Source organism: Halodurantibacterium daqingense (genome assembly GCF_042666235.1).
GTDB lineage: Bacteria > Pseudomonadota > Alphaproteobacteria > Rhodobacterales > Rhodobacteraceae > Halodurantibacterium > Halodurantibacterium daqingensis.
Genome location: NZ_JBHTFQ010000005.1, coordinates 292,412 through 313,136, shown reverse-complemented (window position 1 = coordinate 313,136; position 20,725 = coordinate 292,412). Strand labels below are relative to the sequence as shown.

General features: G+C 68.8%; 12 protein-coding genes. 4 read left to right on the top strand and 8 right to left on the bottom strand.

The annotated features are described in order from the left end of the window. Positions 1-2: 2 nt before the first annotated feature. The 3 genes from ACFQXB_RS11250 to ACFQXB_RS11240 are packed head-to-tail and all read right to left on the bottom strand — an operon-like array spanning position 3 to position 7,395. The gene (locus tag ACFQXB_RS11250) at positions 3-5,861 is read right to left on the bottom strand and encodes a glycosyltransferase 61 family protein (RefSeq protein WP_377403424.1); all 5,859 of its coding nucleotides are present in this window, start codon (positions 5,859-5,861) and stop codon (positions 3-5) included. Next, positions 5,858-6,970 carry a DegT/DnrJ/EryC1/StrS family aminotransferase gene (locus tag ACFQXB_RS11245; protein WP_377403422.1) on the bottom strand — a complete coding sequence of 371 codons (1,113 nt, stop codon included), beginning with the start codon at positions 6,968-6,970 and terminating at the stop codon, positions 5,858-5,860. The genes ACFQXB_RS11250 and ACFQXB_RS11245 overlap by 4 nt, the downstream gene beginning before the upstream one ends. Then, the gene (locus ACFQXB_RS11240) at positions 6,970-7,395 is read right to left on the bottom strand and encodes a sugar 3,4-ketoisomerase (protein WP_377403420.1); all 426 of its coding nucleotides are present in this window, start codon (positions 7,393-7,395) and stop codon (positions 6,970-6,972) included. The genes ACFQXB_RS11245 and ACFQXB_RS11240 overlap by 1 nt, the downstream gene beginning before the upstream one ends. A 183-nt stretch (positions 7,396-7,578) precedes the next feature. On the opposite strand from ACFQXB_RS11240, the gene ACFQXB_RS11235 reads away from it, so the two are divergent. The 4 genes from ACFQXB_RS11235 (at position 7,579) to ACFQXB_RS11220 (ending at position 13,915) form a co-directional block, all read left to right on the top strand. Continuing rightward, a complete protein-coding gene (locus ACFQXB_RS11235; protein ID WP_377403418.1) occupies positions 7,579-10,032 on the top strand; it encodes a glycosyltransferase family 2 protein in 2,454 nt (817 codons plus the stop codon). Between the two features lie 168 nt (positions 10,033-10,200). Continuing rightward, on the top strand, positions 10,201-12,459 hold the full coding sequence (locus ACFQXB_RS11230) for a FepA family TonB-dependent siderophore receptor (RefSeq protein WP_377403416.1): 2,259 nt from the start codon (positions 10,201-10,203) through the stop codon (positions 12,457-12,459). Positions 12,460-12,539: 80 nt separating this feature from the next. Beyond that, positions 12,540-13,595 carry a helix-turn-helix domain-containing protein gene (locus ACFQXB_RS11225; protein ID WP_377403414.1) on the top strand — a complete coding sequence of 352 codons (1,056 nt, stop codon included), beginning with the start codon at positions 12,540-12,542 and terminating at the stop codon, positions 13,593-13,595. A 56-nt stretch (positions 13,596-13,651) separates the two neighbouring features. After that, the gene (locus ACFQXB_RS11220) at positions 13,652-13,915 is read left to right on the top strand and encodes a hypothetical protein (RefSeq protein ID WP_377403412.1); all 264 of its coding nucleotides are present in this window, start codon (positions 13,652-13,654) and stop codon (positions 13,913-13,915) included. A gap of 6 nt (positions 13,916-13,921) precedes the next feature. Here the strand turns inward: ACFQXB_RS11220 and ACFQXB_RS11215 are convergent, their stop codons facing one another. The 5 genes from ACFQXB_RS11215 to ACFQXB_RS11195 all read right to left on the bottom strand — a co-directional run bounded on the left by ACFQXB_RS11215 (position 13,922) and on the right by ACFQXB_RS11195 (position 20,686). Next, entirely contained in the window at positions 13,922-15,457 is a 1,536-nt protein-coding gene (locus ACFQXB_RS11215) for an acetolactate synthase large subunit (RefSeq protein ID WP_377403410.1), read from the bottom strand. 31 nt (positions 15,458-15,488) lie between these two features. Beyond that, on the bottom strand, positions 15,489-16,547 hold the full coding sequence (locus tag ACFQXB_RS11210) for an ABC transporter ATP-binding protein (RefSeq protein WP_377403408.1): 1,059 nt from the start codon (positions 16,545-16,547) through the stop codon (positions 15,489-15,491). Further along, positions 16,544-17,530: an ABC transporter ATP-binding protein gene (locus ACFQXB_RS11205; protein WP_377403406.1), complete on the bottom strand. Its 987-nt coding sequence runs from the start codon at positions 17,528-17,530 to the stop codon at positions 16,544-16,546. The genes ACFQXB_RS11210 and ACFQXB_RS11205 overlap by 4 nt, the downstream gene beginning before the upstream one ends. Further along, on the bottom strand, positions 17,527-18,996 hold the full coding sequence (locus ACFQXB_RS11200) for an amidohydrolase family protein (protein WP_377403404.1): 1,470 nt from the start codon (positions 18,994-18,996) through the stop codon (positions 17,527-17,529). Before ACFQXB_RS11200 ends, ACFQXB_RS11205 begins: the two co-directional genes overlap by 4 nt. 112 nt (positions 18,997-19,108) lie before the next feature. Then, entirely contained in the window at positions 19,109-20,686 is a 1,578-nt protein-coding gene (locus ACFQXB_RS11195; RefSeq protein ID WP_377403402.1) for an ABC transporter substrate-binding protein, read from the bottom strand. Between the last annotated feature and the right edge of the window lie 39 nt (positions 20,687-20,725).

The window sequence follows — 20,725 nt, the reverse complement described above, 5'->3', positions numbered from 1 at the left end:
GCTCAGCTCTCCTTCTGGGACAGAAGCGTGTCGATCGTCGCCTGCATCCGGCGCGAATGGTCGGGATTGGCGACGAAGGGCGGATGCTGTGCCGCGGCATGGATGCGCGCGGCAAGGGCCTTGCGGCGCGGCGCATCCCGGCCAAGCGCGGCAGCCAGCGCCACATAATCCTCGCGCGTTTCGGCCACCAGCTCGTCAAAGCCGAGGCTTTCCAGAAGGAACTGGTCGATCGAGCGGGTGGACCGGCGCCGCAGGACCACGGGCGGCAGGCCGTGGATCAGCGACAGATGCATCATCGTTGCCCCGCCATGCGGGAAGGGCGCAAGGTAAAGATCCGACAGCGACAGCAGCGCCTCGGCCTCGGCCACACGCAATTCGCCCATCACCCGGATGCGTGCCGGGTCCAGCCCGGCCAGCGCCGCGGTTTCCGCGATCTGGCGGTCAAAGGACATGGCGCGGCTGCACCCGGCCCAGCCGGGATTGTAGGGCGCAAGCAGCAGCACCCCGCGCGGCGTGGCGGCGGCTGCCTGCATCATCGCCAGCAGCGTGTCGTGGCGGAGTTTCTCCAGCGCGCCGGCGTTCAGCAGCACCACATCCTCATCCGCCAGCCCCAGCGCGGCCCGGTCCAGGGGCGGCGGTCCCGGACGGCGCTGCAACGAGGTGAGATAGGAAATGACCGGCCCCGGCAGGGCGATCATCCCCGCACCAGCGCCAACCGCATGGCCGGGCGGATCCTCGCCGGTGATGAAATGCGGGAACGAGGGATAGCCCGAGGGCAGCGGCAGGTGCGAGTTCATCTCGGCCTGAAGCGGGGCGACGGGATGGAACAGCGCAAGATCCTGCGCCATGATGCCATAGGTCGTCGCATTGGCCTGCAGGAACACGTCCAGATCATCGGCAAGGATCCGGGCGCGGATCCCCGCGGCATCGCCCGGAAGGCTGCGGCGGTGGTCGATGGCCGCATCGAAGGCGCGGGCGAAATCGGCATCCTCGCTGACCACCCGGTCGCGATGGCCGATCGAATAGGCAAAGATCTCGTAGCGGCTGCGGTCGAAATCCTGAAAGAGCGCCGCCACCGCCTCGCTGTCGGGGCCCTTGAGGAAGGTCCGGCACAGGATGCCGACGCGGATGCGGCCTTCGCGCCCGTCGGCGGCGCGGGGGCGCAGACGCGGCGTGCCGGTGGCAATGGCAAGCCGTGTCAGCAGGCGGTTCCGCGCGGCAAAGACCGCCTCCATCGGTGCCTCGGCCAGAAGAAGATTGCCCAGATCGGTGCGGGTCGCCATCCGCGCCAGCGCCAGATGCAGCCGTGGCGGCAGATCGCGGTCAAGCTGGGTGCCGAACCAGTCCAGAAGCGCCGCCGCGCGGGCGGCATAGGCCGCGTCATCGCCCTTGCGGAACAGGAAGGGGCTGGCCACCAGCCAGGCCAGATAGCGTTCGGCAAGGTCGGGGGGCAGGCGCTCGGGCCGGTGCAGCAACGGCAGGCGCCAGCCCTGCAGATAGAGCATCGCCATCATCACCAGCCGGCGCAGGCCGCCCTCCGGCCCGCCGGCGAACCCGTGTGCGTCAAGGCAGCTGGCGGGATCATCGCCCGCCGCAAGGGCACCGAAGCAGGCCCCGAGTTCGGCAAGCGTCTGTTCCTCCTCGGGCAGATGGGCGTCATGAGCAGCGAGGCCCGTGTTCACCTTGCCCTCGGGGAACAGGAAGACCGGATGGTCGGTCAGCGCGGCAAGCTCGTGCACCGGGGCCGCGAGAAGCGCAGCCCGGGCGCGGCGGCGCAGGTCGATCACCGCGTCGAGGCTGCCTTCGGGGGCGGGCCGGGCAAGGATGCCCCAGGCGGCGCTGCGGGTCGTGGCATCGACCGCGGCGCGGTGCAGCTGATCCAGAAGCGGGCGGAGCGGTTCGGGGCGCTCGGGCGCGGGCGGGGGGGGCTGCTGGGGTGGAACGAAGGGCAGGATCGACTCGGGCGGGACGCTGAAATCCTCATGGGCCTCGGGCTCGCCGCCCGAGGTGCCCACCCGGCGCGGCCCGGCGATGTTGATCACCTCGGCACCGGTGCGTTGGGCAAGCCCGCTCCAGAGGCCATAGGGCGTGCCCGGCGCATTGGAGAACAGCGCGAGGATCCGCGCCCCCGGGGCGGCGAACAGAAGGTTGGCGAAATGCGCGCCGCTTTGGCCGACGATGATCTCGGCATTCGCCATGTGCCGGATCTGTTCGGCAAAAGGCATCTGCGCGAAGTTGACCTTGACCACCCCGCGCCCGGCCAGTTCGTTCGCAAGCTCTTCGGCACTCAGGAGCCGGCGCACCGGGCTGTCGCGCCACAGGAACAGCCGGCGCGGCGTGCCGCCATCGCGCAGCGCCGCCGCCGGCGCAGCCAGGCGGGCCAGCAGATCGGGGGAATAGCGGATGGTATCGAGCCTGCCTTCGGTCGCGCCAAAGGCGTCATGGATGATATTCGGCATCCCGGCCGCGTAAAGCCGGCCAACGCGATAGCTGCGGTGCCGGTCAAGCTGCAGGATCGGATTCTGCGGCAGGTAAAGGCGCAACGCCTGGTAATGCTGCGCGGGCATCCCGGCGTCGGTCAGGATCGGGGTGCCCGGCGGGGCGCCGTCGGCCGCCAGAAGCGCGCGCGGCAGCACTTCCACCAGGAAATGGAAGTAATTGTTGCTGTAGCTGCCGCAGGCAAAGATGCCGGTGGCGATGGCCTGTTCCGGGCCGTGCCGGCGCAGCAGAACCGCGCCCGGCTCGGCGCCCTGCGGCATCCGCACCGCCTCTACCGGGCCGAGCGCCTTGAGCTGCGCGATCGCCGGGTCGAAACCGGCGAGTCCCGGATCATACCAGGGGCCATCCGCCCCGTCGGGCACAAAGCCATCCGCCCCGCCCACTACCAGCGCATCGGCATGGGTTTCAAGCGTGACGTCCGGTGGCGCGCAATGTCCGGCCGGCGGGGTCAGCGGCGGATGGTGGGGACCGGGCCCCAGCAGCCGCGGGCGCAGCACGGGCTGCGGGACAGGGACAAGGCTGTGCCGCGGCCCGCGGCCCTGCGGTGGTTCAAGGGCGAGGGGCCGCGCCTCGGTCGTCAGCGTGGGGTGGACCGGCGCGCCGGGCGGGTGGAGGGCCTCGGCCAGAAGGGCTGCGGCGCGCGCGGGGGCAAGGCCCGGCGTTGCCAGCGCCGTCGCCGCAGCCGAGCGGCCAAGGCGGCGGATGCCCCCGTCCTGCGGGGTGACGGGCAGCGCCGAGACCACTCCGCAGCAAAGGTAATGCTGAAACGGCCGCGTTTCGGCGCCGCGATGAGCCGCGCGGTAGTGCCGGGCGTTGAAGAAGGGATGCGGGTTGCGGCCCTCGGTTTCGCCATGCTGGAGGTAGTGCAGCAGCGGGTTGACGCCGGCGGCCGCCACATCGGGATTCTGGTGCAGATAGTGTTTCGACGAAAACCAGGGATGCGGGTCGATCTGCAGCGTCCTTCCGTTCAGGGCGAAGAACTCCGTCGCGCTCTGGCTGCCCTGGGCAAGCCAGGGCGCCTGGGCCTGCACATGGGCGTTGCTGAGCAGCGGATGCGTGTCCACCCCCAACCGGTTCTGCGCAAGCGGCACCAGGAGCGGCTCGGCCTCGGTCAGGGTGCCCGGGCGCATCCGGTCCACATGGGCGGGCAGCACAAGCGGATGCGGCGCCGCCGCGGCGCTGTTGCCCGCGACCAGATAGGTCCAGAGCGCGTTGGGCAGGCAGGGCACGTCAAGCTGCGGCGCATTGGCCAGAAGGTGCCCCGCGGCGAACAGCGGATGCGGCGAGGGCTCGGCCGCATCCGGCCCCTTGCGGGCGAGCCAGTCCAGGAAGCTGCGCAAGAGCCCGGCCCCGGGCGGGCTTCCGGCCTGTTGCCACAGCCGCGTCAGATCGATCGCGGGATGGGGAGAGAGGCCAAGCTCGGCCCCCTGGGTCAGGAAATGCTCAAGCGGTGTCTGGCCCTGCGGGGCCAGGGGCAGTTGGCGCAGGTAGTGGTCCGGGTCAAACAGGCTGTGCGGCCGCGCCATGCCGTCGCTGCGCAGGTAACGCTCCAGCACGCTGGCACCGGGCAGATCGCCGGGAAGGCCCTGTGCGGCAAGCGCCGGATCGAACAGCGGATGCGGTGCATGGCCGGCCGCTTCGCCGCGCAACAGGTAGTGGGCAAGGGGGGTGGCGCTGGCCCGGCGGCGTTCCCCTTCGGGCAGCCGCGCGAGATACCAGCCCGCGTCGAACAGGGGATGGGCCGGCCGGCCCTCGGCGGCCCCGTGGCGCAGGTAGTGATCCAGCGGATCAAGACCCGCCGCCGCCACATCCGGGTTGCGCTTCAGATAGGCCGCCGCATCGAAAAGCGGCGCGATGGCCTCACGGGCATCCGGGGCGGACAGACCGGCGCGCGTCCGTCCCTCGGTCGCGGCAATCAGCGCATCCAGACGCCGGCGCATCCGCTCGGGGCTGTGGCGGCGGCGCAGCCAGCCCTGCGCGGCCCGCAGCGCCGCCTGCCGGGCCGGATCGCGCACCGGCAGGGCGCCGGCAAGCTGTGCAAGATCCGCAACCGTCGTCCAGTGCGGAAGGCCCGGCGGCAGCAGGCCGGTTCCGGCGAGATAGCGTTCGGTCGCATCCGCCCCTGGGGCGGGGGTACGCAGCGCCACCGGGATGCCCGCCCCGATGGCTTCATAGAGGCTCAGCGCCCCGGCGACCGGGAAGGAGCCAAGGTAAAGCTGCACCCGGTGGCTGCGGAGGCAGTCGGCGACCGATCCGACCTCGCCCGCCAGCAGAAGCCGCTCGCGGTTGATCCCGGCCGCATCAAGCGCGGCATGGGCGGCGGCCCGAAACGTCTCGCTGGTGGGGCCGATGTGCAGATGCCGGCCGCCCGTCGCCTGCAACAGCGCCACCAGCGCCGCCGGAAATCCAAGCGGCCCGTCGCGCAGGAACTTGTGTTCGGTCCCGCAGGTGGCGGTGACCGCCGCCGCCGGCGGCCGGAGTCCGGCAAGCGCGGGAAGGGTCACGCGGGCGGGCAAGGTGGCCAGCTGCCGCAACGCCCGGCGCAGCCGTGCCCGCCGGCCCGGGGGAAGGGGCGCCGGGGGTGGCGGCGCCGGTGCCGGGGCGATCAGTGGCAGGGCGCGTTTCGGCAGAGGGGCGGGCGGCACCAATGGCAAGAGCGCCACGCGTCGGCCGGGCTCTTGCGCGATCAGCCGGGCCTTCTGTTCGGGGCGGATCGCGACCTGTGTGGCGCCATCGAGCCCGGTGCCGAGGCTTGCCACCGTGTCAGCATGGCGGATCACGTAAAGCCGGGGCCCCAGCCGCGGCGCGACTTCGCGCGCGGCAAGGGCCGCGACGACATCTTCGGGGTGGTGCAGCAGAAACACCCGCCGCGCTGCCAGCGCCGCCAGCTTGTTGCGCAGCCAGAGCCAGCTGTCGTAAAGCCCCGTCCCCGGATCCGGGGCAAGCGCCAGAACGCCCAGATCGGCCATGCGCTGCAGGCTGAAGGCGCGCTGCCGGTCGATGGTCATGGTGAACAGGACCAGATGACGATCCTGCGGCCGTGCCGCGATCAGCGCCTCGAGCAGCGCGCGGTGGCCGCCGGCCTGATAGATCTCGGTAACGATGTAAAGATTGGTGGGGCGGTCAAAGCCTGCATGCGGGGCGGGCAGCGGGTGCTGCGGGGCCGCTGCGGCGAGAAACTGCGTGCAGGCTGCCTCGAGCGCGGGCAGTTCCAGAGCGGCACTGCCGGTGCCCGCGCGGGCGGCGGCAAAGGCCGCCGAGAACAGGATCTCGAGCGCGAGGGCGGGATTGCCCGCTGCCAGTGCCGCCTCGATCCGCTGGTCGGGCGCGGCCGGGGCCGGCGGCGCGGCGCCGTCGCTCACGCCGAAAGCCCCCGGACCGCCCCGGTGACCCTGGCGGCGATATCCTCGGCATCCTCAAGGCTCAGATGCGGGCCGATCGGCAGGCTGAGACAGGTGGCGCAGATCGCCTCGGTCACCGGGAAGGACAGGTGGCCATGGCTGTCGCGGAAGGCGCCACTGTGATGATTGGGCACCGGGTAGTGCAGCGCGGCCGGAACCCCGGATGCCTCGAGCGCCTTCATCAGCGCATCGCGCTGCGGGTGACGGATGACGAAGAGGTGCCAGACCGGCGTGGTTCCCTCGGCGACCGCCGGCAGGCGCAGCCCCGGCACATCGGCAAGCCGATCAAGATAGCGCGCGGCGATGTCCTGCCGACGCTGCGTCCAGCCGGGCAGCGCGCGCAGCTTGACGTTCAGGAACGCCGCCTGCAGCGGATCAAGCCGGGAATTGCCGCCGGCAAGGTCATGGTGATATTTCTGCCTTGCGCCATAATTGGCCAGCATCCGGACCCGTTCGGCAAGATCCCCGTCATTCGTCACCAGCGCGCCGCCATCGCCGAAGGCGCCGAGGTTCTTGCCGGGATAGAAGCTGAAGCCTGCCGCATCGCCGAGGTTTCCGACCGTCCGCCCGTCCTCCTGCCCGCCATGGGCCTGGGCCGCATCTTCCAGCAGGAAAAGCCCATGTGCCGTGGCCAGCCGTCGCAGCGGCGCCATCGATACCGGCGCGCCGTAAAGATGCACCGGCAGGATCGCGCGGGTGCGTTCGGTGATCGCGGCCTCGACCAGCGCGGGATCAAGGTTCATCGTGGCGGGATCGGCATCGACGGGCACCGGAACGGCCCCCGTCTGGGCCACGGCAAGCCAGGTGGCGATGAAGGTATGGGCGGGCACGATCACCTCGTCCCCCGGGCCGATGCCACGGGCGCGCAGCGGCAGCACCAGCGCCTCGAGCCCGTTGCCAAGGCCCACGCAATGGCTGGCGCCGCAGGCCCGGGCGAAGGCCTGTTCGAACTGCTCCAGCTCTGGCCCGCCGATATAGATGCCGCTGTCCATCACCCGGGCATGGGCGGCGTCCAGATCCGCCTTCAGGCTGCGGTAGGTGAAACCGACGTCAAGAAAGCTGTGGCGCATCAGGGCTGATCCTCGGGCAGGGGGCGCCCGGCCTGAACCCAGGCCAGGAAATCCTCGAAGTGATAGATGTAATCCTCGACCTCATAGGGCCGCGAGGCGAGCACGCAGACCACGGTGCCCGGGTCGCGGAACTCCAGGCTGCGCCACATGCCGGGCGGCACGTAAAGCCCCTGCGTGGCGCGGTCGAGCGTGAAGGGCCAGCGCGAACGGCCATCGTTCAGCGTGATGTCCACCTTTCCATGCAGGCAGAGGATCAGCTGTTGCAGGCGCTTGTGGCCATGTTCGCCCCGCACGCTGCCGATCGGCACATCGAAGAGATAATAGAGGCGGCGGATGTCAAAGGGCAGATCCGCGCCTTCGATCACCCCGAGCGCCCCACGCGCATCGAGGTGGTTCCGTATTTCCACGAGATGAGGCGTGTTCAAGCCATGCTCCGCAACCTGAGGTGTCTCGCCCGGAAGCGGGCTCGCCCTGTTGATAGCCAAGCGACCTTGTCGCAGCAACCAAAAGTCTGTATCGACATATGAAAGGCGGCCTTCGCGTGAATTACGGTCTAAAAGGCATATCATTAGCATGTTGTCCCTGGGGCGGGAAAGCGAAAGTGCGGCATGATCCTGCGTCTTGTCCGGCTGTTCCGGCGCTACGCCGCCCTGCATCTTGAACTGGAGCGCGCGGGGCCTGCGGTGTGCGACGCTGCCGGCCGACGCATCGGCCAGGTCGAGCGGGTGCGTATCGCCCGGGGCCGGCTGTGCGTGTCGGGCTGGGCACTGGCAGCCCGGGTGCGCCTGGAACACGGCGGGGCCGCGGCCGAGACCAGTCCGCAGATCCTGCGCGACGATGTCGTGGCCCATCCCGGGCTCGAGGCGGCGCGCGGGTTCGAACTGTCCCTGCCCGCGGCGACAGGGCCGGCGGTTCTGAGCGTCGAAGGCACGGGCGATCTGCACAGGTTCCGCCTTGGGCTGCCGGGGCCGCTCCGCCGCTCCGCCGCCCGACTGCGGCTGGCTCTGACCTTTCTGCGCGATCTGGCGCATGCGCTGCCGCTGATCCTGCGGTGGTGGCGGCGCCGGGATCCGGCATTGCGCCCGCGGATCCGGGCGGCGCTGCGTCTCGAGGCGGCCCCCGCGGCCTCGGTGCTGGACAGCCGGCTGTTTGCGCCGGCAGCGCCCCCGCCGCTCGCGCAGGCGCAAGCGGTCAGCATCGTGCTACCGGTCTATAATGCCTTTGACCTGTTGCCCGAGGTTCTGGATCGGGTTCTGCGCCATACCGATCTGCCGTGGCATCTGATCGTGATCGAGGATGCCTCGCCCGATCCGGCGGTGCGGCCCTGGTTGCGCGACTGGGTGGCGGCGCGCGATCCGGGCCAGGTCACGCTTCTGGAGAACGAGACGAACCTCGGCTTCATCCGCAGCGTCAACCGGGGCCTCGATCTGGCGCGGCAGCGCGAGGGGCATGTGGTGCTGTTGAACTCGGACGCCTTCGTTCCGGCGGGCTGGGCGGGGCGGCTTCTGGCGCCGATCGTGGCGGACCCGGATGTGGCCAGTGTCACGCCGCTGTCGAATGATGCCGAAATCTTCACCGTTCCCGTCATCTGCCGGCGCAGCAGCCTGCGGCCGGGGCAGGGCGATGCGATCGATCGCATCGCCGCCGGCCTTTCGCCGGGGGCGGGCCTGGCCGAGGCGCCCACGGGCGTGGGGTTCTGCATGGCGATGAACCGGGCCTTCCTGGCCCGGATCCCGGCGCTGGATATCACCTTTGGCCGCGGCTATGGCGAAGAGGTGGACTGGTGCCAGAAGGCCCGCGCCCTGGGCGGGCGCCACATCGGCCTGCCGGGGCTGTTCGTGGAACATCGTGGCGGCGAATCCTTCGGCTCGGTCGAAAAGCTGCGGCTGATCCAGAAGAACAATGCCATCGTCGCCGCCCGCTATCCGCGGTATGACGCCGAGGTGCAGGATTTCATCCTGAACGATCCGCTGGTCAGCGCACGGCTGATCCTGGGCCTTGCCTGGGCCGGCAGCCTCTCGGAGGCACCGGTGCCGGTTTATGTCGCGCATTCGATGGGTGGCGGGGCCGAGGATTACCTGCGCCACCGGATCGCCGAGGGTCTGGCGGGAGGGCAGCCCGCGGTGGTGCTGCGGCTGGGCGGCGCGCGGCGCTGGCGGATCGAGCTGCACACCACCGGCGGGGTCACGATGGCCGAAACCGATGACAACGCCAGCCTGTCGCGGCTTCTGTCGGCACTGCCGGCAATGCGGCTGGTCTATTCCTGCGCCGTGGGCGACCGCGATCCGCTGGGCCTGCCGCAGGTGCTGGAGGGCCTGTTGCGCGATGGCGACCGGCTTGACGTGTTGTTTCACGATTTCTTCCCGCTCAGCCCGTCCTATACGCTCCTGGGTTCTGATGGCTGGTTTCATGGCGTGCCCGCGGATGATGACAAGGACCCGGCGCATCTGCATCGCGACGGGCGGGGCGGCACCGCAAGCCTTCGCGAATGGCGGGAGGCCTGGCACGGGTTGATCGCACGGGCGGATCGGCTCGTGGTCTTCTCGCGGGACAGCGCCGCCCATGTCGCCGCGGTCTGGCCGGATGTGGCCGCACGGATCCACCTGCAGCCGCACCGGATCCTGCATGATCCGGGCCGGCTGTCGCCCGGGGGACATGTGCTTGCGGTTCTGGGCAATATCGGGTTGGCGAAAGGTGCGCGTCTGTTGCCGGAACTGGCGCGGGCCCTGTCCCGTCACGGCATCGGGCTGGTGGTGATCGGCAATGTCGATCCCGCCGTGCCGCTGCCACGCGAGATCCCTGTGCATGGCAGCTATCGGCGCGAGGATCTGCCGGCTCTTGCCGCGCATTACCGGGTGGGCGCCTGGCTGGTGCCGTCGGTCTGGCCCGAAACCTTTTCCTTCACCACCCACGAGGCACTTGCAACCGGACTGCCGGTGCTGGGCTTTGATCTGGGTGCGCAGGGGGAGGCGTTGAGGGCGGCGCCCAATGGCCGGGTGGTGCCGCTTGACCCCGCCAATCCGACCGAGGCGCTGGTGGCGGCGGTCGTGGAGGCGCTCTGACCCGGCCCCGCCATCTGTTGCCGCCCGGCCACAGCCGCCAGGCCAACGGAATACCAGAGCAATTTTGTCAGGTTGACTCGGCGCAGCCCCGGACCTAAGGAGCGCGCACTGCCAGCCAGCCTCTGCCAGCACGCAATCCCCTGTAGATCCAGTGCAAAAGAGGCTTCAATGCCAAGATCGCGTGTCCTGTCCACCAGCGCCCTGGCGCTTTGCCTGCTTGCGCCCCAGCTTGGCGCGCAGACAGTTTCCGACAGCCCGAGCGGCGACAATGTCATCGTTCTTGATGAAATCGTCGTGCTCTCCGCCGAACAACAGCTCAAGCAGGCGCCGGGCGTCTCGGTGATCGAAGCGGATGACCTGGCGCGCCAGCCGGTGACCAACGACCTGTCGCAGATCATCCGCCGCATGCCGGGGGTGAACCTCACCGGCGCCTCGGCCTCGGGGCAGCGCGGCAACCAGCGCCAGATCGACATTCGCGGCATGGGCCCGGAAAACACGCTGATCCTGATCGACGGCAAACCGGTCCTGTCGCGCAACGCGGTGCGCATGGGCCGGGCAGGCGAGCGCGACAGCCGCGGCGATACCAACTGGGTGCCGGCCGAACTGGTCGAGCGGATCGAGGTCCTGCGCGGGCCGGCGGCGGCGCGCTATGGCTCGGGCGCCTCGGGCGGGGTGGTGAACATCATCACCAAGCGCCCCGAGACCTTCTTCGGCAGCGTCGGCCTGTTCTACAGCGCGCCCGAATCCAGCAAGGAAGGCGAGACCAGCCGCAGCAACTTCATGATCGGCGGGCCGGTGGGGGAACGCCTGTCGTTCCGGCTTCACGGCAACCTCAACCGCAGCGAGCCGGATGCCCGCGACATCAACGCAGGCGTGGATGACACCACCTGCAGCTTTGATCGCAACGGCACCACCGTGACCACGCCCTGCCCCGCCGCGGGGCGCGAAGGCGTGGTGAACCGGGATCTGGGCGCGCTGCTGACCTGGGAAGTGGCCCCCGGCCACGAGATCGACTTCGAGGCCGGTATCAGCCGTCAAAGCAACATCTTTACCGGCGACCGGCAGCTGGAGATCATCAACGACGTGCTGGATCAGCTTGCGAATTCGGGCGCCGAAACCAACCGCATGACCCGCAGCACCTATGCGCTGACCCATCGCGGCACCTATGATTTCGGCGAATCGACCAGCTTCCTGCAATGGGAAAACACCCGCAACCGCCGCTATCTGGAAGGACTTGCGGGCGGGCCCGAAGGGTCGATCATCTCGACCGAACAGGGCACGATCACGCTGGACAACGTCACGGCCAAGACCGAGTGGATCCTGCCGCTGGCCTTCCGGGGCATGGACCAGATGCTGACGCTGGGCAGCGAATTGCGCGCCGAATTCATGCACGATCCGGTGTCGCTGCGTCAGGATATCACCGTGGGCACCATTCCGGGCATCGATCCGGTGGGGGCCAACCGCTCGCCCTACAGCGATCAGTGGACGCTGGGCCTTTATGCCGAGGACAACATTCATGTCACACCGCAACTGACGGTGACGCCGGGCCTGCGGCTGGATCACAACAGCAACTTCGGCGCGAACCTGAGCCCGAGCCTGAATGCGTCGTATGAGATCACGCCGGAATGGTCGCTGAAACTGGGCGTGGCGCGGGCCTTCAAGGCGCCGAACCTGTTCCAGCTGAACCCCAACTACGTCTATTACACCCGCGGCTTCGGCTGCCCGGTCGGCTATACGAACACCGGTCTGCAAACCGGCTGCTATGTCGTCGGCAACCCCGATCTGAAGCCCGAAACCAGCATCAACAAGGAGATCGGCCTGGCCTATAACGGGGTGAATGGCGTGGATGCGGGGCTGACCTATTTCCACAACGACTACAAGGATCGCATCGCCAGCGGCATGGTTCCGGTGGGGGTGACGACCGGGGGCACGAACTTCGCGCAGGTGTTCCGCTGGGAAAACGTGCCCGAAGCCGTGGTCTCGGGGCTTGAGGGCAACCTGCGCCTGCCGATGGGTGACGCATTCGCCCTTACCGCCAACGCCACCTACATGATCAAGTCCGAGGACAAGTCGAACGGCCAGCCGCTGAGCCTGGTGCCCGACTATACCGTGAACGCGAGCCTTGACTGGTATGCCCGCGAGGATGTGACCGTGACGGCCTCGGCCACGCATTATGGCCGCACCCCCTCGGCCACCCTGACCGCGACCACGGGGGTCGCGCTGGAAAACCCTGCGCCGCGGCCGGCCTATACGATCGCGAACCTTGGCGTGGTCTATGACTTCACCGAAACCTACCGTCTGACAGCAGGTGTCACCAATGTCTTCGACAAGCGTATCCTGCGCGAAGGCAGCGTGGCCTCGGCCGGGGCGAATACCTACAACGAGGCCGGTCGCGCCTTCTACCTTGGGGTGAACGCGACCTTCTGAGCCCGTTGGGGCGCGCGCGGGCTTGGGATTTCCGTGAAGGCTGGTCTATGGTGCGGTTACAACGATCAGCGGACCCGGCCATGCGCGCGCCCGACCAAGACCCTTCGGAGGATGCGGATCCCGAGAGCGATCTCTGGTTCCTTCCCGGCCCGCCGGATCTGTCCGATCCGGCAGAGCCTCCGTGGCGGCGGGCCGATCATCGGCCCGCCCCGCGCATATCCGACTGGCTGGAGGCGGAGGCTGCGCTGGCCGCGCCCCTTGCCCGGGCGGCGGCAGCTTTTGCCGCGCTGGACGAACGGCTGCGGTCTGCGCCCAAGGGTCTGCGCCGCAGGCTCGCGCTGTCGGAAGCCGAGGCGCTGCTTTGGGCCGAAGGCCACCGGCTGCGGCTTGAAACCATCGTGCTTTACGAGGCGCTGCGCGCCGCCCCCGCCTCGGCCGATCCCGCCGCGCTGAGCGAGGCGTCCTGGGCGGCGCGGCGCCTGTCCGGTGGCCCGGGGCCTGAGGCCGGGCTGCGCGGATTTCTGGGGCGGATGGCCGTGGGGCGGGACGGGCTGGACCGTCTGGCGGCGCGGCCGGTGGGGCAGGAATTCGACGCGCTTGAATCCGCCTGGTTGCGGCTGCTTGCGGCCGCGGCCCCGGCGCATGGCATCACGCGCGGTGCGATCGTCTGGCAGGGCTGGATCGATCTGGGCCTGTCCCCCCCGGACATGCGGATCGAGGCGAGCGTGGTCGCAGCCCGCATCGGTGCGTCCGAAGCCCGCGGCGGCGCGCTGTTCCTGCCACTGGCGCAGGGGCGCGGGGCGGGGCCGCGCGCGACGGGCCCTTTGCGCGAGCGGCTGGAGCACTGGTATGGCGCGGTCCGGGATGGGTCCCTTGCTGCCCTGATGCGGCTGGACCGGATCGAGGCCTGGGTGCAGCGCGCGCGCGCGGCTTCGGCCGGGATGAAGGGTCGCACGCCGCCCCTCCTGATCGATCTTCTGGTCGCGAATCCGGCGGTATCCGCCGAAATGCTGGAAAGCCTGTCCGGCGTGTCGCGCGCCACGGCCGAGCGCAATCTTGCCGCTTTCGAGGCGCTGGGGCTTGTTCAGGAACTGACCGGCCAGCGCCGCTTCCGCTTCTGGGCGGCGCGGATCTGATCCGTTCGGGAACAGCCGGGGCGGCTGCCGGGTTCTGGCGGGGAAAGGAGCCTTCCATGACCCAATCCCACACCACCCGCGATCACGAAACCATCCGCCACTGGGCCGAAGCGCGCAACGGCCACCCCGCCAAGGTTGATACCGGTGGCGAGGGCGGCATCCTGCGCATCGACTTCAACGATCCCGAACCCGGCCTGACCGCGATCAGCTGGGAAGAGTTCTTCGAGATCTTCGACGCCAACGATCTCGAGTTCCTGTACCAGGACAAGACGGCCGATGGCGGCACCAGCCGCTTCAACAAGTTCGTGTCGCGCGGCTGAGCGGGGTCAGAGCATCGCCTCGATCAGGAAGGGGCCGGGTTCTGCTATGGCATCGGCGATGGCGCGGCAAAGCTCGGCGGCATCCTCGACCCGGCGGCCGGGCACGCCCATGCCCCGGGCCAGCGCGACGAAATCCAGATCGGGGCGCGACAGGTCCAGCATGTTCAGCGCGTCCGGACCGGGATTGGCGCCGACGCGGTAAAGCTCCTGCTTGAGGATTTCGTAGCTGCGGTTGGCAAAGATCACCGTGGTGACGTTCAGCCCCTCGCGTGCCTGGGTCCAGAGCGCCTGGATCGTGTACATCGCCGAACCATCCGCCTGCAGCGACACGACCGGGCGATCGGGGCAGGCGATGGCGGCACCGGCAGCCATCGGCAGGCCGATCCCGATCGAGCCGCCGGTAAGGGCAAGCCAGCTGTGCGGCGGAGACCCGGCGCTGGCGGTGCCGATATCGCGCCCCGAGGTCACGCCTTCATCCACCACGATCGCCGCTTCCGGCAGGGCGGCGGCGATGGCCGCGCCAAGCGCCGGAAGGGTGATGGGCCCTGCCTGCGGCGCCTGCGGACGGGGCCGGTCGGCGGCTGCGGCGGGGCGGGCGCCGACCGCCTCGGCCAGGGCGGCGATGGCGGCGCAGCCATCCTGATCGAAATCGGCAAGCTGAAGCGTTTCGCAGCCGGGGGGCAGCAGCAGGCTGGGCCGGTCGGGATAGGCGAAGAACGCCACAGGCGCCGGGGCTTCGATCAGGATCGCGCGGGAATAGGGGGCAAGCCGTTCCAGCGCGAGATCGACGGGATAGGGCAGGCGGCCAATGTCGCTGCGCCCGGCGCCGCGCTCGATCCGGCGGTTGGAGGTGGGGGCGAGGAAATCAGCGCCGGTTTTCGCCGCAATCCCCGCCAGCAGCGCCAGCGTGGCCGGATCCTCCAGCACCGAGCCGCCGCAGAAGATCAGCGTGCCCGGCTGCAGAAGCGCCGCCGCCCGGTCGAGGACGGCCGCATCCAGCGGGCGCGGCCCCTGCGGCGCAACCGGTTCGGCGATCACCCCGCCTTCTTCCCATCCGATATCGGCAGGCGCGATCAGGGTGGCAATCCGCCCCGGATGCCCCGCGGCGGCGGCAAGCCCTTCGGCTGCGTCGCGGGCAATCGTCGCGGCCGAGGTTGCCGTGCGCACCCAATCCGAAAACGGCGTGGCCGCCCCGGCCACATCCGCCGTCAGCGGCGCGTCATAGGCAAGGTGGCGCACCGCGTGATCGCCCACAAGGTTCAGCATCGGCGACCGCGCCTTGCGGGCGTTATGCATGTTGGCCCCTGCGTTTGCGAGGCCCGGCGCAAGGTGCAGCAGCGTCACCGCGGGCTTGCCGGCCATGCGGGCATAGCCGTCGGCCGCGCCCGTCACCACGCCCTCGAAAAGGCCCAGCACGCAGCGCATCAGCCGCGTCCGGTCCAGCGCGTCCACGAATTGCATCTCGGACGTGCCGGGATTGGCGAAACAGACGTCCACACCTGCCCCATGCAGGGTGCGGACCAGACTTTCGGCGCCGTTCATGGGCCTCTCCTTCGGTTCTTCCTGGTCGTTATCACGCGCCGCTGCGGGCCTTGGCAAGGACCGCCATGCGCCGGGCCAGCGGCGTGTCGCTGACGTCACGGGGGAGTATGCCGGCGGCAACGGGCGCCTCCTCGGCCCGGTGACAGGCCACCCGCGCGGCGCCAAAGGGCCGCAGCGCCGGACGCTCGGTGCGGCAGCGGTCGATGGCCATCGGGCAGCGTGGATGAAAGGCGCAGCCTGGCGGCGGGGCCATCGCGCTTGGCGCATCGCCCTGGACCGAGGCGTGGACCCGGCCGGCGGTCGGATCGGGCCGGGGCGCCGCCGCAATGAGCGAACGGGTATAGGGGTGGAGCGGGCGCGCAAAAAGCCCCGCCGCGGCGCCTTCCTCGACGATACGGCCCAGATACATCACCGCGACGCGGGTGGCGATATGGCGGACCACGGCAAGATCATGGCTGATGAAGACATAGGCCACCCCCAGTTCGCGCTGAAGATCCTGCAGCAGGTTCACGATCTGGGCCTGAACGCTCACGTCCAGCGCCGAGACGGGTTCGTCGCAGACGATGAGCCGGGGGCGGGTGGCCAGTGCGCGCGCAATCCCCACCCGCTGCCGCTGCCCGCCGGAAAACTCGTGCGGATAGCGTTCGGCATGAAAGGAGGAGAGGCCGCAAAGCTCCAGCACTTCGGCCAGTTTTGCGTCCAGCGTCCGCGGGGTTGCCACGCCATGCAGCAGAAGCGGTTCGGACAGCACTTCGCGCACGGTCATGCGCGGGTTGAGCGAACCGTAGGGATCCTGGAAGATGATCTGCATCCGCCGCCGCATCTGGCGCAGATCGGCCTTGCCCAGATCGGTCACGCTTTCGCCGTCAAGGCGGACATGGCCCGAGGTGGGCTCGATCAGCCGCAGCAGCGCGCGCCCCGTCGTGGATTTGCCGCAGCCGGATTCGCCCACCACGGCCAGGGTTTCCCCGGGCGCCACGGAAAAGCTGACATCGGTGACCGCCTGCACCTGTCCGACCGTGCGGCGCAAGAGGCCGCGGCGGACGGGGAAATGCTTGGTCAGGTTTTCAACCTCGAGGACAGGCGTCATGGGGCAACCCTTTCGATCGGCGCATACCAGCAGGCAACGCCGTGGCCGGGGGTGACATCGCGCAGGGGCGGCATCTCGGCGCGGCATTGGTCTGTCGCAAGCGGGCAGCGCGAGGCGAAACGGCAGCCGTCGATCCGCACCCAGGGGGCGGGGACCGACCCCTCGATCGTGGCCAGCCGGTCGGCTTCCACATCAATGCGGGGCACCGCGGCCATGAGACCGATGGTATAGGGATGCTGCGGGTCGGCAAAGAGATCCGCCGTCGCCGCGCGTTCCACCACCGATCCCGCATACATCACAACCACCTCGTCGCAGGTTTCCGCGACCACGCCCAGATCGTGGGTGATCAGAAGGATCGCAGTGCCGGTGCGCTGCTGCAGATCCTGCATGAGTTCGAGGATCTGCGCCTGGATCGTGACATCGAGCGCGGTCGTCGGCTCGTCCGCGATCAGAAGGTCGGGATCGTTGGCCAGCGCCAGCGCGATCATCACCCTCTGGCGCTGCCCGCCCGAAAGCTGGTGCGGATAATCGTCCACCCGCTTTTTCGGCGAGGGCAGGCCCACGAGATCCAGCAGTTCGATGGCGCGGTCGCGCGCCGCGCGGGCCGAAAGATCGGAGTGGATGCGGAGGCTTTCGACGATCTGTTCGCCGCAGGTATAGACCGGGTTGAGCGAGGTCATCGGTTCCTGGAAGATCATGCCGATCCGTCCGCCCCGCAGCCGGCGCATCTGCCGTTCGGACAGTTGCAGCAGATCCTGCCCGTCAAACATCACCCGCCCGCCGACATAGCGCCCCGGCGGCTGCGGCACGAGCCGCATGATCCCCAGCGAGGTCACGCTTTTGCCGCAGCCGGATTCGCCCACCACGCCCAGCGTCCGCCCCTTCGAGACGCTGAAGCTGATTCCGTCCACGGCGCGCAGATCGTGCCCCTCGATGCGGAACTGGATGCGAAGCCCCTCGACCGACAGAAGCGGCTGGGTCATCCGGCCACCGGATAGGCAAGGGGCGAAGCCTCGAGATGGCTGCGCCCGGCGAAATCCAGCTTGGCAAACTCGGTCTCGGCGCGGCGCTGTGCGGCTTCAAGCCGTTCAAGCGCATCGGGCAGGTCGAAGGCCAGGACGCGACCGTCCTGCACCACCTGGCGGCCATCGACAAAGACGTCGCGCACCGCGCGTTCCGCCGCCACGTAGACAAGCGAGCGCAGCGGGTCGCGCACCGGGCGCATCGCCGGATGCGTCACATCGGTCAGGAACAGATCGGCCTTGGCCCCGGGCGCCAGCCGTCCGATATCGTCGCGCCCGAGGATCCGCGCGCCGCCGGTGGTGGCGGCATCGAAGATGTGATGCGTGCGCAGGTCATAGGGATCGCCCGACATCAGCCGCGAATTGATCAGCGCGTGGCGGAGTTCTTCCAGCATGTTGTGCGGATAGGTGTCGGTGCCGATGCCGACGGGAATGCCCGCGCGGATATAGCGGCCGACGCTGCGCATCGCGATGCCCCGGCGCTGGAAGACGGTGGGGCAATGCGCAACCGCCGCGCCGCTGTCGCGCAGCAGCGCGAAGTCTTCCGCCTGCGGCCAGTGCACCCAGGGATGATCGTTGAGGAAGATGCCATGCCCGATGATCGCGCCGGGGGCCAATACCCCCAGGTCATCCAGCCATTGCAGCGGGGTGCGCCCATGGCGACGGGTGATTTCGTGAAACTCGACCACCGATTGCGCCGCATGGATCTGGAAGGGCAGGCCGCGCGCCTGTGCCTCGTCAAAGCTTGCGCGGATCAGGTCGGGGGTGCAGGTGTCGATCTGACTGGGGGCGACCATGCCGGTCAGACGCCCGCAGGGATGGGCGGTCGCGGTGTCGATGGCGGCCATAGCCTCGTCCATGGCGGCGCGGCCTGCGGCCTCGTCCCATTCATATTCGACGACATGGCCGTTCTTCGTGAACCAGCGCGCCGAACGATACATCGGCGCCGCCACCGCCCGCAGTCCCGAACGCGCCAGAAGGTCGATCCAGTCATGATAGGGCACCGACAGATCCACCAGCGTGGTGACGCCGGACAGCAGCGCCTCGGAGAGGGCAACCTCGGTGCAGGCGGTGCGTCCGGCGTCATCGGGGCGGAACAGCGGCATGAATTCGTAAAGCGAGCTCATGTACAGCCGGGGGCTGCCAAGCTCGTCCAGGATGCCCTTGTTCATCGGTTCGGACAGCGGGTGGGAATGGATGTTCACCAGCCCCGGCGCGACCATGCGCCCCCGCCCGTCGATCTCGTGCGTGGCCGGGCCGTCGTAGTGCCCGCCCACCTGAAGGATGCGGTCGCCCTGAAACGCCAGATCCGCGTCGCGGAGGTATTCATGGCTTTCGCCGTTCCAGGCAATGATCCAGGAGGCATTGCGGATGACGGTGACCTTCTGGTCGGAACTTGGCTGCGCGGGGCTCTGGTCGGTGCTCACGGGGGCGGACTCCGGGATCAGGTGTTGCGGGATCACGTGGTGCGGGAGGAGGCCGGTGCGATCGGGCTGTTCGCACCGGGGTGGCAGGCCGGGGCGAAGCCCGGCCCGGCCGTCAGTCGCGGTACTTGAGGTCAAGCCCCTTGTAGAGCCCGGCGCCATAGTTGTTGTGCGGCACGATCGGCTCAAGCGCCGCCGTATGCGCGATGAACATCGGTTCATGATAAAGCGGAAGCCAGACGGCGGCTTCATGCACCTTTTCCAGAACCTTGCCATAGGCCTCGGCGCGGGTGTCTTCGTCCAGCGCGGTCTTGCCTTCCTGAAGCCACTGGTCGGTTTCGGCGTCGTCCCAGTTCATCCGGTTCGGTGTCGGCATGTTGGTCGAGCGGAAATAGAGATTGAGCGCGTCACCCGCCGAGACGTAGGGATAGCTCATTCCGAACATGTCGAAGTCCTGGGTGGCCATCATTCCCCAGGCGACCGTCGCGTCATAGGCCTGGACATCCAGCGCGACGCCGATGGGCAGAAGTTCGGCCTGCACGAATTCCGAGATCTTCTGCCAGGTCGAGCCGGCAAACACATAGACCACCGGCCGCAGTGCCACGCCGTCCTTGACGCGCACGCCGTCGGGGCCCGGCACCCAGCCGGCCTCGTCCAGCAGCGCCTTCGCTCGCTCGGGGTCATGGCGCAGAAGCTGGTCGTCGATCCCCGGGTTCCAGTCCAGCGTTGCCTGGCTGATATAGCTGTAGGCCGGTTCCACCTCGCCGAAGAACAGATCCTCGGCCAGCGCTTCCTGGTTGACGGCAAGGTTGATCGCCTGGCGCACGGCGGGGTCGGAGACGGTGTCCTTGTCCACCTTGAAGCCGATGAAATAGGTCCAGAAGGCTTCGTCCGAACGCTGCACCTCGATCGAGGGCGCGGCGCGCAGCTGTTCCAGCGCGATATGCGGGACATATTGCGTGACCTGGGTCTGTTCCGTCATCAGCGCCACGGTGCGGGTGTTTTCCTCGGGCACGATCTGCCAGGTGATCCGCTGCATATGCGCGGGCCCCTGGTTGTCATAGAAGTCTGGGCCCCAGGTGTAGGTGTCGTTGCGGGTCATGACCATGCGGTCGCGCGGGGTCCAGCTTTCCCAGCAGAACGGGCCGGTGCCGTTCATGCCGTTGATGCCGAAATCCTCGCCCAGTTCGGCCACATTGTCTTCGTCGATGATCGTCGCGAAGCTTTGGGTGAGTTGATAGAGCAGTTCCGAGAACGGCGCGGAAAGCCGGTATTCCACTGTGCGATCGTCCAGGGCGGTGATCTCCTCCACATCGCCCGCGCGCCAGGCAACGGGCGAGGCGGTTTCCGGGTTGATCCAGCGGTTGAAGGAATAGACCACGTCCTCGGCCGTCATGGGCTTGCCGTCGCAGAACTGCACGCCCTCCTTCAGGGTGAAGGTATAGGTGAGCCCGTCGTCCGAGACCTCCCAGCTTTCGGCAAGGCCGGGCGCGAGCGTCTGCATGTCGGGTTCGAGTGTCACCAGCGTGTCCCCGATCATGAACAGCACTTCGGCTGCCGCGCGGGCGGTGGATTTGTGGGGGTCGTAATTGTTGCTGTCCACCTCGCGGACAATGGTGATTTCCTGTGCAAGCGCGAGGCCGGGAAGGGCCAGCGCAGCACAGGCCGCCAGCAGCGGGCGATACCCTTTCATCTTGGCAGTCTCCTTTTTCCCTGTTGGTCTTGATTATCC